Annotated in this window: 9 protein-coding genes and 1 tRNA gene; 8 read left to right on the top strand and 2 right to left on the bottom strand. The window is 73.1% G+C overall.

Annotated elements, in window-relative coordinates; translation table 11 throughout:
- Positions 1-52 precede the first annotated feature (52 nt).
- On the bottom strand, positions 53-1,399 hold the full coding sequence (gene murA, locus AB0D04_RS17410; protein WP_362703673.1) for a UDP-N-acetylglucosamine 1-carboxyvinyltransferase: 1,347 nt from the start codon (positions 1,397-1,399) through the stop codon (positions 53-55).
- 297 nt (positions 1,400-1,696) lie between these two features.
- Between murA and AB0D04_RS17405 the strand changes: the two genes are divergently transcribed.
- The 8 genes from AB0D04_RS17405 to AB0D04_RS17370 all read left to right on the top strand — a co-directional run bounded on the left by AB0D04_RS17405 (position 1,697) and on the right by AB0D04_RS17370 (position 12,058).
- Positions 1,697-2,371, top strand: coding sequence for a YqgE/AlgH family protein (locus AB0D04_RS17405; RefSeq protein ID WP_362703672.1), 675 nt, complete (start codon positions 1,697-1,699; stop codon positions 2,369-2,371).
- Between the two features lie 165 nt (positions 2,372-2,536).
- Entirely contained in the window at positions 2,537-3,217 is a 681-nt protein-coding gene (locus tag AB0D04_RS17400; RefSeq protein WP_362703671.1) for a hypothetical protein, read from the top strand.
- Positions 3,218-3,341: 124 nt separating this feature from the next.
- A complete protein-coding gene (locus AB0D04_RS17395; protein ID WP_026169910.1) occupies positions 3,342-3,635 on the top strand; it encodes a DUF3039 domain-containing protein in 294 nt (97 codons plus the stop codon).
- 99 nt (positions 3,636-3,734) lie between these two features.
- The gene (locus AB0D04_RS17390) at positions 3,735-5,372 is read left to right on the top strand and encodes a beta-N-acetylhexosaminidase (protein ID WP_362703670.1); all 1,638 of its coding nucleotides are present in this window, start codon (positions 3,735-3,737) and stop codon (positions 5,370-5,372) included.
- A 325-nt stretch (positions 5,373-5,697) separates the two neighbouring features.
- On the top strand, positions 5,698-6,594 hold the full coding sequence (locus tag AB0D04_RS17385; RefSeq protein ID WP_362703667.1) for an FAD binding domain-containing protein: 897 nt from the start codon (positions 5,698-5,700) through the stop codon (positions 6,592-6,594).
- Positions 6,595-6,694: 100 nt separating this feature from the next.
- Positions 6,695-8,908 carry a 2Fe-2S iron-sulfur cluster-binding protein gene (locus tag AB0D04_RS17380; protein WP_362703664.1) on the top strand — a complete coding sequence of 738 codons (2,214 nt, stop codon included), beginning with the start codon at positions 6,695-6,697 and terminating at the stop codon, positions 8,906-8,908.
- 73 nt (positions 8,909-8,981) lie between these two features.
- Positions 8,982-11,315 carry a xanthine dehydrogenase family protein molybdopterin-binding subunit gene (locus tag AB0D04_RS17375; protein WP_362703662.1) on the top strand — a complete coding sequence of 778 codons (2,334 nt, stop codon included), beginning with the start codon at positions 8,982-8,984 and terminating at the stop codon, positions 11,313-11,315.
- A 317-nt stretch (positions 11,316-11,632) separates the two neighbouring features.
- Complete coding sequence (locus AB0D04_RS17370) at positions 11,633-12,058, top strand: hypothetical protein (RefSeq protein ID WP_362703659.1); 426 nt, start codon at positions 11,633-11,635, stop codon at positions 12,056-12,058.
- Between the two features lie 67 nt (positions 12,059-12,125).
- Here the strand turns inward: AB0D04_RS17370 and AB0D04_RS17365 are convergent.
- Positions 12,126-12,200 (bottom strand) — tRNA-Cys (locus AB0D04_RS17365).
- Between the last annotated feature and the right edge of the window lie 56 nt (positions 12,201-12,256).

Here is a 12,256-nt window from a genome sequence, read left to right as displayed (position 1 = left end):
GGCGGCCACCGGTGCCGGTGGCCGCCCCTCCCGTGTCAGCTTGCTCGGCCGCTCAGTTGCGCGGCGCCCCGTTGGGCAGTTCCACCTTGGCGCCCAGCTCGACGAGCTTCTCCATGAAGTTCTCGTAGCCACGGTTGATCAGGTCGATGCCGTGCACCCGGGAGGTGCCCTGCGCCGCCAGGGCGGCGATCAGGTACGAGAAGCCGCCGCGCAGGTCGGGGATGACCAGGTCGGAGCCCTGGAGTTTCGTCGGGCCGCTCACGACCGCGGAGTGCAGGAAGTTGCGCTGTCCGAAGCGGCAGGCGGAGCCGCCCAGGCACTCGCGGTAGAGCTGGATGTGCGCGCCCATCTGGTTGAGCGCGGAGGTGAAGCCGAGGCGGGACTCGTACACCGTCTCGTGGACGATGGACAGACCGGACGCCTGGGTCAGGGCGACGACCAGGGGCTGCTGCCAGTCGGTCTGGAAACCGGGGTGGACGTCGGTCTCCAGGGCGATGGCGTTGAGCGAGCCGCCCGGGTGCCAGAAGCGGATGCCCTCGTCCTCGATCTCGAAGGCGCCGCCGACCCGGCGGAAGGTGTTCAGGAAGGTCATCATCGACCGCTGCTGGGCGCCGCGGACGTAGATGTTGCCCTCGGTGGCCAGCGCCGCGGACGCCCAGGAGGCGGCTTCCAGGCGGTCCGGGAGGGCGCGGTGGTTGTAGCCGTCGAGCTTGTCGACACCGGTGATCCGGATCGTCCGGTCGGTGTCCATGGAGATGATCGCGCCCATCTTCTGCAGTACGCAGATCAGGTCCTCGATCTCCGGCTCCACGGCGGCGTTCGACAGCTCGGTGACGCCCTCGGCCAGTACGGCCGTCAGCAGCACCTGCTCGGTCGAGCCGACCGACGGGTACGGCAGCCGGATCTTGGTGCCGCGCAGCCGCTGCGGGGCCTCCAGGTACTGCCCGTCGTCGCGCTTCTCGATGGTCGCGCCGAACTGGCGCAGCACGTCGAAGTGGAAGTCCACCGGGCGGCCGCCGATGTCGCAGCCACCCAGGCCCGGGATGAAGGCGTGGCCGAGGCGGTGCAGCAGCGGGCCGCAGAACAGGATCGGGATCCGCGAGGAGCCGGCGTGTGCGTCGATGTCCGCGACGTTGGCGCTCTCCACGTGCGACGGGTCGAGCACCAGCTCGCCGGCCTCGTCACCGGGGCGCACCGTGACACCGTGCAGCTGCAGCAGCCCGCGCACCACCCGCACGTCGCGGATGTCGGGCACATTGCGCAGCCGGCTCGGGCCGCTGCCCAGGAGGGCGGCGACCATGGCCTTCGGTACGAGGTTCTTCGCACCGCGAACCCGGATCTCGCCCTCGAGCGGGGTGCCGCCGTGGACAAGCAGTACGTCGTCAGTAGAGACGGTCATGGATCTCGCGTTCCTGGAGACGGGCAGGGGCCAAGCAGAAATGGTAAGGGCGCCGGAGGGTGTGTCCGTAGGGTCGTGCGCCTTTCAGGCATGTAATGGCTTTGTCACAACACGCTCCGCCACTATCCGCCTTTGATCTGTAATCGCCTTTTGGCGGAAAATGGTGCTCAATGTCTTGAATGAGCCATATGCCATTCACCTCGTGCGCCGGTGCTGCCGCCGTACGCCCTGCCCTGCTCTGGCACGGGTCGGGCCGTTGACTCCCCGCTCCGGGCAGAATTGCGGGATCATGTGCCCATGACCGAGGTGTCCTCGCTCACAGGGCGACTGCTCGTCGCCACACCCGCGCTTGCCGACCCCAACTTCGACCGCGCGGTCGTGCTGCTCCTCGACCACGACGAGGAGGGCTCCCTCGGTGTTGTCCTCAACCGCCCGACGCCGGTCGGTGTGGCCGACATCCTCGCACCCTGGGCCGAGCTGGCCGGCGAGCCGGGCGTCGTCTTCCAGGGCGGCCCGGTGTCGCTGGACTCGGCGCTCGGCGTGGCGGTGGTGCCCGGCGCGCTGTCCGGCGAGAGCGGCCTGGCGTCCGCACAGAGCGGCCTGCGGGCCGGCGGCGGCGATACGGAGGCCGAAGGGGGCGCGGCGGCCGCGGACACGGACGATCTGCCGCCCGGTGACGAGCCGCTGGGCTGGCGCCGGGTGCACGGCGCGATCGGCCTGGTCGATCTGGAGGCCCCGCCGGAACTGCTCGCGGCCGTCCTCGGCAGCCTGCGGATCTTTGCCGGGTACGCGGGCTGGGGCCCCGGCCAGCTGGAGGACGAGCTGGTCGAGGGCGCGTGGTACGTCGTCGAGTCCGAGCCGGGCGATGTCTCCTCGCCCGATCCGGAGCAGCTGTGGCGCGCGGTGCTGCGGCGCCAGCGCAACGAGCTGGCGATGGTGGCCACGTATCCGGACGACCCCTCGCTGAACTGAGCCGGGCGGGCCGCACCTTCGGTTCGGGCCCGCGCCGACGTGCCGCGGCTGCGTTGTTACGGGTTCGTCATGGGGAATTGTCGGACCCCGTCGCTATCGTTCGAGAAGCAGGGGACGGTGCGCGGCACGACGGCATGGCCGCGCGGAGACGAACGGGGGAGCGCCATGCACAGGCCGAGCGTGCCCGAGGACCTGGACCTTCCGGAGCGGCTGTGGGCGCGGGCCGCGACGCTGGCGGTGGTGGCCGCCGCCGTGGACGACGGGGACGAATTCTCCCGGGGCCGCCACGGCCTGGAGTGCTGGAACGGCGGCGGCGCCTACTGGTGGCGGCTGAAGCTGTACGAGGACGGCCGCGCCCTGCTGTGCGGCCAGGATTCGGACGGCAGCTACACCCACAGCAAGAACCGGCAGATCGACTTCCTGGCCGGCGGTCCCGACTGGCTGCCCTGGGAGAAGCTGCGGCACGACGCCCAGGGCAATCTCTTCGGCTTCGTCTACTGGTGGCAGGACGGCTCCTGGGCCCGCGCGCCGTATCCCGAGGGCATGCGGGACGACGGCCTGGAGATGGCCCTCAGCTGGGCGGGGACCGGTGAGGACGCGGTCGGGCGGATCATCGACGATCTTGTGGCGCGCACGGAGACCGAGGTCGATCCCGCGGCGGGGGTCCGCGCGTTCATCGCCGCCGCCGAGGCCCGCACGGTCGGCGAGGCGGACATCGCCGCGCTGCTGGCCGCGGTCTGCGACCAGGACTCCTGGTACGCGGTGCGCCCGGAGGCCGCGCTGGCGTTCGCGGTGCAGCTGGGCCTGACGGCCGGGGACCGGGGCGGGGTGCCGGTGGCGTCGTAGGGCGGCACGCCCCTGCAAGCGGTCCTCCGGGCGGCGGCCGGGGTGGCGCTCGTAGGACTTGTCCTCCATACGGCGACAGGCCGACGCTCCCCGCTTCCGACGGGCGTGAGTACCCTTGGCTGTTATGAGCACTCTTGAGCCCGAGCGCGGGGCAGGTACGGGGACCCTCGTAGAGCCGACACCACAGGTGTCGCACGGCGACGGCGACCACGAGCGCTTCGCCCACTACGTCCAGAAGGACAAGATCATGGCGAGCGCGCTCGACGGCACGCCCGTCGTCGCGCTGTGCGGCAAGGTCTGGGTACCGGGGCGCGACCCCAAGAAGTACCCGGTCTGCCCGATGTGCAAGGAGATCTTCGAGTCCATGGGCGCCGGTGGCGACAAGGACAAGGGCGGCAAGGACGGCGGCAAAAAGTAGGAGCTGCCGGCCCGTCCCTCGGTCCGGCGATACGGCTCCGGTGTGCGGATCTGCGCATACCGGAGCCGTACGCGTACCCGCCATGGCAGATTCGGTGCCATGACCTGTACGGCACATACGGATCTGATCCCGCGGCCGCGGCGCCTGGGCCGGGTGCCGCCCGTCGAGGGGCTCCTCTCCCTCGGCCGCGACACGCTCCTCGAGGCGCGTCCCGGCACCGAGGGCGTCGCCCACTGGATGCGGTCCACGATCGGCGCGGCCACCGGCCTGCCGCTCGCGCCGGGCGCCGACGCCGGCCACCGCATCGTGCTCGCCGTCGACCGGAAGCTGGCGCCCGAGGGCTACCGCCTCACCGTGGACGGTGCGGCGATCCGTCTCGACGGCGGCAGCGCGGCCGGGGTCTTCTGGGGCGCGCAGACCTTCCGGCAGCTGCTCGGGCCCGAGGCGTTCCGCCGGGCGCCGGTCGTGGAGCGGGACGTGTGGGACGTCCCGATGGTCGTCATCGAGGACGAGCCCCGCTTCCCCTGGCGCGGCATGATGCTCGATGTCGCACGGCACTTCCTGCCCAAGGACGGCGTGCTGCGCTACATCGACCTGCTCGCCGCCCACAAGCTCAACGTCCTGCACCTGCACCTCACCGACGACCAGGGCTGGCGCCTGGAGATCCGGCGCTTCCCGGAGCTGACCGCGACCGGCGCCTGGCGCGAGCGCACCAAGCTCGGGCACCGGGCCTCCCCGCTGTGGGACGAGCGCCCGCACGGCGGCTTCTACACCCAGGACGACATCCGCGAGATCGTCGCCCACGCCGCCGCCCGCCACATCACCGTCGTCCCCGAGATCGATGTCCCCGGGCACTCACAGGCCGCCATCGCGGCCTACCCGGAACTGGGCAACACCGATGTCGTCGACACCACCTCCCTGAAGGTCTGGGACACCTGGGGCGTCAGTCCCCACGTACTGGCCCCCACCGACACCACCCTGCGCTTCTACGAGCAGGTGCTGGAGGAGGTCCTCGCGCTCTTCCCCTCCCGCTTCGTGCACATCGGCGGCGACGAGTGCCCCAAGGACCAGTGGAAGGCGTCGGCCACCGCCCGGGCCCGGATCGCGGAACTGGGCCTGGCCGACGAGGACGCCCTGCAGAGCTGGTTCATCCGGCACTTCGACCGCTGGCTCGCCGACCGCGGCAGACGGCTGATCGGGTGGGACGAAATCCTCGAGGGCGGCCTGGCCGAGGGTGCGGCCGTCTCCTCCTGGCGCGGCTACGCGGGCGGTGTCGCCGCCGCCCGCGCCGGCCACGACGTCGTCATGTGCCCCGAGCAGCAGGTCTATCTGGACCACCGCCAGCACGCCTCCCCCGACGAGCCGGTGCCCATCGGTTTCGTCCGGACCCTGGAGGACGTCTACCGCTTCGAGCCCGTACCGCCGGAGCTGACGGAGGAGCAGGCCGCGCACATCCTGGGCACCCAGGCCAATGTCTGGACCGAGGTCATGGACAGTCAGCAGCGCCTCGACTACCAGGTCTTCCCCCGGCTCGCGGCCTTCGCCGAGGTCGCCTGGACGCGGCTGCCGGACCCCGCCGACCGCGACGTCCCGGACTTCACCCGCCGGATGGGCACCCACTACGCCCGCCTCGACGCCCTCGGCGTCGACTACCGCCCGCCCGGTGGCCCGCACCCCTGGCAGCGCCGCCCCGGTGTGCTCGGACGCCCGATCGACGGGGCGCCCCCAAACGTGTGAGCCCGTGCGCAAGGCGGGCGCCCGAGCGGCCGGACCCTGGGACGGTGGGTGCCCCGCACCGCCGTACGGGCGACGGGCGCCCACGAAGCGCGCACCGTTCGCGGCACCCCGCGCACCACCCTCCACACCTCGCGTACCACCCTCCACACCCCTCACGACCGGCGGACGAATCAGGACCAGCACGCCGCATGGGGACGGAACGTCGCTTCGCGGACCCTGTCGCCGTGGGTCCGGGAAGATGTGCCAGAGTTGCCACGTCCGGGCCGTGAGCACGTACCGTACGGCGGAGCGGAACAGCCGGGACACCGGGGAAGGGGCAGCTGGCTTGACCACCCACGCACCGCAGGCGTCACAAACAGTGACACTGCCGGCCTCGCTCGACGAGGCGGTGGCGGCGCTCACCGCCATGCCCGCCGCCGTTCCGGTCGCGGGCGGCACGGACCTCATGGCGGCCGTCAACGCCGGACTCCTCAGACCCGCAGCCCTGGTGGGCCTCGGCCGCATCAGCGAGATCCGCGGCTGGCAGTACCAGGACGGCCATGCGCTGCTCGGCGCCGGCCTCACCCTCGCCCGTATGGGCCGCCCCGACTTCGCCGCGCTGATCCCGGGCCTGGCCGCCGCCGCCCGCGCCGCCGGACCCCCGCAGATCCGCAACGCCGGGACGCTCGGCGGCAATATCGTCACCTCCGCGCCCACCGGCGACACCCTGCCCGTGCTCGCCGCCCTCGAAGCGACCGTGATCATCGCCGGTCCCGGCGGGGCCCGCCGCGAGATCCCGGTCAGCCACCTCCTGGCCGGCCGGGAGATGCTGCACCCCGGTGAACTCGTCGGCTTCGTACGGGTGCCGCTGCTGCACGCCCCGCAGACCTTCCTCAAGGCCACCGGCCGTACGGGCCCCGGGCGGGCCACCGCCTCGGTGGCGCTGGTGCTGGACCCGGCCCGGCGAGGGGTGCGCTGTGCCGTCGGGGCGGTCGCCGCGATGCCGCTGCGCCCCCTGGAGGCCGAGCAGTGGGTGGCCTCGCTCATCGACTGGGACGGCGAACGCGGCCTGGTGCCCGAGGCCCTGACGGCCTTCGGCGACTACGTGGCCGCTGCATGCATTCCCGACCCGGCGCCGCCGCAGGACGGTTCGGAACCCGTGCCCCTGCCGCCCGCCGCGCTGCACCTGCGCCGTACGGTGGCAGCCCTGGCCCGCCGCGCACTGGGGAGGGCGCTCTCGTGAGCGAGCGCAGCATGGGAGTCCCCCCGGCCGGAGGGCGGGGGAGAACAATCAGGAGGTGCGCGCCTCGCGAATGCGAGGGCGAGCGAAGCGAGGTCTCGGCATGAGCGACGACAACCACACCCCGCAGCAGCACCCCGAACAGGGCTGGCAACCGCTCCCGCAGGGCGGCGAGTACGAGTCGGAGGCGACCGCCTTCGTCCAGCTCCCCGAGGGCTTCACCACCGGGATCTACGGCGGTGTGCCCGGACGCTACGGAAACGGGAACGGAAGCGGTTACGGCAACCCGGGCGCCGACCCGCTCGCCGCGCCCGGCCACGGCTACACCCCGCCGTCCTCCTTCACCCGGCACGCCGCCGAGCCGCCGGTCCCGGCCGCGGGCACCGACCCGGCCGTGCCCTCGGCGAACGGCCATTGGACGATGCCGTTCGCGGACCCGTCGGCCGGATACGCCGACCCGTCCGCCGGATACCCGGCCCACACGGGTCACCCGGACCAGCCGGGCCACTCGGACCACCCTGGCCACTCGGGTCACCAGGAATCCGCCGCGATCTACCAGGGCGGCGCGCCCGCCGGGACGCAGTCGTGGGGCGGCGACCGGGTGGACTGGCCGGTCGCGGGCAGCCCGGAGGCGGCCGGCGCATGGTCGGTTCCGGCCGCCGCGGACGACACCCTGGAGGAGTCCGGCGAGTATCTGGTCGGCGATGACGGCCTGACGGGGTACCAGGGGCTTCCGGGGCATCACCCGCAGCCCGGTGGCGCCGCCGGATACCAGGGCGGCCACCAAGGCACCTACGGCGGCGCCGAGGCCCCCGCGGACTCCGGCGAAGCCGCCCACACCGGGCACTGGTACTTCGCCGCCGGGCTGAGCGCCACGGCCGCCGTGCCGGAGCAGGGTCATCCCGCCGCCGCCGATCCCTTCAGCGCGCCCGCCGACGGTCCGTACGCGGCGGAGGGCGGCCCGACGGGCGGCGGTGAACCGGTTGACGGCGACCCGTACGGGAGCGGCGCGGCCCCGGCGGACGCCCCGGCCCCCGGCGCGACCGGGCACTGGTCGCTGCCTGCCGACGCGCTGGCCCAGTGGCCGCCCGCCCAGCAGGAGCCCGCGCCCCGGCCGGAGGAGGCGGCGCCGAGCATAGGTGCCGCTCCCGGTGCCGGCGCCGGTCCGTGGGCGGTCCCGGTGGCCGAGCAGGAACAGCCGGATCACTCCGGGGAGTTCGCGGCCGGCCCGGAAGCCGGCGCGGGAGCCGGCGCCGGGGACACGTACGGGGGGGCCTACGAGGCCTACGAGACGTACCAGGAGCCCCCGGCGGCGGCCGGCGAGGACCGTCCTGCCGACAGGGACGAGCGGCCGGCCGAGGAGGCCGCCGAGGCGGTGCACGCCGCGGCGGACCCGGCCCCGGAGGCAGGCCGGACGGCGGCCGTCCCGGAACCCGACGGCGGGGCCGAAGGCGTGGCAGAGGGCGGCGCGGTGCCCCCGGAAGCTCCGGAAACACCCCACGACGTACCGCGGGCAGCCGGGCCCGGCGAGCCCATCAGCCCGTCGGACCACACCGAACCGGCCGAACTCACGGGCGAACCCCTCACCCCCACGGACCTCGCGTCCGTCCCCGACCCCACCGTCACCACCGACCCCACCGCCCCCGCTCCCGACGAGCACGCCCACGACGAGCACCCCGCCGCCTCCTACGTGCTGCGCGTGAACGGCACCGACCGGCCCGTCACGGACTCCTGGATCGGCGAATCGCTGCTCTACGTGCTGCGCGAGCGGCTCGGCCTCGCCGGGGCCAAGGACGGCTGCGCACAGGGCGAGTGCGGGGCCTGTTCCGTCCAGGTGGACGGGCGGCTCGTGGCGTCCTGCCTGGTGCCCGCGGCCACCGCGGCGGGCAGTGAGGTCCGCACGGTCGAGGGGCTCGCCCAGGACGGCGTGCCCTCCGATGTGCAGCGGGCGCTGGCCGCGTCCGGCGCCGTACAGTGCGGCTTCTGCGTGCCGGGCATGGCGATGACCGTGCACGACCTCCTGGAGGGCAACCACGCCCCCAGCGAGCTGGAGACCCGTAAGGCGCTGTGCGGCAACCTGTGCCGCTGCTCGGGCTACCGGGGCGTGCTGGACGCCGTCGAGGAGGTCGTCAAGGGCCGTGCGGAGGCGGCCGCGGCGGCGCACGCCCCGGCGGACACCCCGCAGGAGACGCCCCGTATCCCCCACCAGGCGGGCCCCTCGGACCCCATGGGGCACGCCCCGCACCACCAGGATTCCCCCGGCCACCACCCTCAGCAGGGACCGGGCGCCGATTCGCAGACGGGAGGCGCCGCATGAGCGAGCACAGCGAGCGAGTCATGAAAAGTTGCGCGCCTCGCGAATGCGAGGGTGAGCGAAGCGAGGTCTCGGCATGAGCGGCACGACAGACGGCGCCGGCGCCGCCACCGCGACCCCCGCGGCGGGCATCCCGATCCCGCCCGTGGAACCGCCGCCGCACGGCCTGGGCGTCTCCCTGCCGCCCGCGGACGCGTCCGCCAAGACCGAGGGCACCTTCCCGTACGCCGCGGACCTGTGGGCCGAGGGGCTGCTGTGGGCCGCGGTACTGCGCTCGCCGCACCCGCGCGCGCGGATCGTGTCGATCGACACCCGGCACGCCGCGGAGATGGAGGGCGTACGCGCCGTCCTCACCCATGAGGACGTCCCCGGCGACGCGGGGCACGGCCGGGGCACCCCCGACCGCCCGGTCTTCGCCAAGGACGAGGTCCGCCACCACGGTGAGCCGATCGCCGCGGTGGCCGCCGACCACCCCGACACCGCACGGCTGGCCGCGGCCGCCATCGCCGTCGAGTACGAGCTCCTGGACGCCGTCACCGACCCCCAGCTGGCCTTCGAGGCCGAGCCGCTGCACCCCGACGGCAACCTCATCCGGCACATCCCGCTCCGCTTCGGCGACGCCGAGGCGGTCGGCGAGGTGATGGTCGAGGGGCTCTACCGCATCGGCCGCCAGGACCCGGCCCCCATCGGGGCCGAGGCCGGGCTCGCGGTGCCGCGCCCCGACGGCGGCGTGGAGATCTACACCGCCTCCACCGACCCGCACACCGACCGCGATCTGGCCGCCGCCTCCTTCGGCCTCGACCCGGAGCGCGTCAAGGTGGTGGTGACCGGCGTCCCCGGTGCCACCGCCGACCGCGAGGACCCCGGCATCCAGCTCTCGCTCGGCCTGCTGGCGCTGCGTACCGGCTGCCCGGTCAAGCTCGCCGCCACCCGCGAGGAGTCCTTCCTCGCCCACGCCCACCGCCACCCCACGCTGCTGCGCTACCGCCACCATGCCGACGCGGACGGCCGGCTGGTCAAGGTGGAGGCGCAGATCCTGATGGACGCCGGCGCCTACGCGGACACCTCCGCCGAGGCGCTGGCCGCCGCCGTCTCCTTCTCCTGCGGCCCGTACGTCGTCCCGCATGCCGTCATCGAGGGCTGGGCGGTACGGACCAACAACCCGCCGTCGGGCCATATGCGCGGCGAGGGCGCGATGCAGGTCTGCGCCGCCTACGAGGGCCAGATGGACAAGCTGGCCGCCCAGCTGGGCCTGGAGCCGGACGAGATCCGGATGCGCAACGTGATGGCCACCGGCGATCTGCTGCCGACGGGCCAGACCGTCACCTGCCCCGCGCCGGTTGCCGAACTGCTGCGCGCCGTCAAGGAGGCGCCGCTGCCCGAGCTGCCCAAGGACGCCCCCGAAGCGGAATGGCTGCTGCCGGGCGGCCCCGAGGGCGCGGGCGAGCCGGGCGCGGTGCGGCGCGGCGTCGGCTACGCGCTGGGCATGGTGCACATGCTCGGCGCCGAGGGCACCGACGAGGTGTCCACCGCCACCGTCAAGGTCAGCGGATCGGTCGCCACCGTCATCTGCGCGGCCGTCGAGACCGGTTCCGGGTTCTCCACCCTGGCGCGGCAGATCGTCCAGGAGACGCTGGGCATCGACGAGGTCCATGTCGCGGGCGTCGACACCGACCAGCCCCCGGCCGGACCGGCCTGCCACGGCCGCCACACCTGGGTCTCCGGCGGCGCCGTCGAGCGCGCCGCCAAGATGGTGCGCACCCAGCTCCTCCAGCCACTGGCCCACAAGTTCGGTATGTCCACCGAGCTGCTCACCATCACCGACGGCAAGATCACCTCGTACGACGGGGTGCTCAGCACGACCGTCGCGGAGGCACTGGACGGCAAGGAACTGTGGGCCACCGCCCAGTGCCGGCCGCACCCGACGGAGCCGCTGGACGAGGGCGGGCAGGGCGACGCGTTCGTCGGCCTGGCCTTCGCCGCCATCCGGTGCGTCGCGGACGTCGACATCGAACTGGGCACCGTCCGCGTGGTGGAGATGGCCGTCGCGCAGGACGTGGGCCGGGTGCTCAACCCGCGCCAGCTGCGGGCCCGTATCGAGGCGGGCGTCACCCAGGGCCTGGGCGCCGCCCTGATGGAGAACCTGCGCACCACCCGCGGCCAGGTCCGCCACCCCGACCTCACGGGCTACGCGCTGCCGACCGCCCTCGACGCCCCCGATATCCGCATCGTCAAACTCGTCGAGGAACGCGACGTGGTCGCCCCCTTCGGCGCCAAGCCCGCCAGCGCCGTTCCGGTCGTCACCTCCCCGGCCGCCGTCGCCTCCGCCGTCCGCGCCGCCACCGGCCGCCCCATCGGCCGCCTCCCGATCCGCCCACAGGCGGCGGTGGCACAGGTGGTGCAGCAGTAGAGCGGCGCCACCCGCCGGGAGGCCCGGCCATCTGCCGCCAGGGCCCGCCGCTGGACGACGGCGATGACGGTGCCGCTTCCCCGTGAGTCCCCCTCCGCTCTGGCACGGGTAGGGCACGACGGGCGCCAGGTACGAAGGAAGCTCGTGCATAAGTTCGATAGAGCTTGTTGCTCGGATTGCGGTAGGGGTCCGCGGTCTCCCCGTGCCGGGTTCCAGTCGCGGCGCCGAGGGATTGCGGCGATGCTGTCAAGGGAGCGTGACCGGCCTCGTGCGGGCAGCGCGCGTCGGTCACCGCGCTGCACAGGAAGGCGGCGGCCATGACGGCGATACCGAACGCGACACAGCGAGGGCACGGGGGGCCCGACGGCAGCGAAATGATCAATGGCGCGTCGTTGTTCGCTGGGATCATGCTGATGGTCAGTGGGCCTTTCAGCATTCTTACGGGCGCAGCCGGCATCGCGCAGGACCAGATATTCGGCGCGTCCCGGTACCTCTACCGGTTCGACCTCACCACTTGGGGCTGGATCCATGTTTGGGTCGGGGTGGCGCTCGTCCTTGCCGGTCTGGGGGTTTTGGCAAACAAGAGCTGGGGTCGTGGGGCCGGCACAGCAGTGGCAGGAATCAGCCTGATCACCCAGTTCATGTTCGTTCCGTACTATCCGGCGTGGTCCATCCTCGTGATGACACTCGACCTCCTGATCGTGTTTGCGCTGACGAGGTTCCGTGCCGGAACGAGCAACTGAGACGGACGACGAAAAGGGCGGCACCCCTCTGGGGGTGTCGCCCTTCTCTTTTGCCTGGTCAAGGCCATGGAGGCCGTGGCGGGATTCGAACCCACGTAACTCGCTTTGCAGGCGAGCCCCTGAACCACTCGGGCACACGGCCGGGTTGAGATGTGGTGATGCCCCGACTCTATGGCGCGGGGCCGGGGGCGGGGCAAG

The organism is Streptomyces sp. NPDC048483, from assembly GCF_040651455.1.
GTDB lineage: Bacteria > Actinomycetota > Actinomycetes > Streptomycetales > Streptomycetaceae > Streptomyces.
Note: the sequence above shows the minus strand (reverse complement) of the source record. Positions and strands in the feature narration are given on the sequence as shown.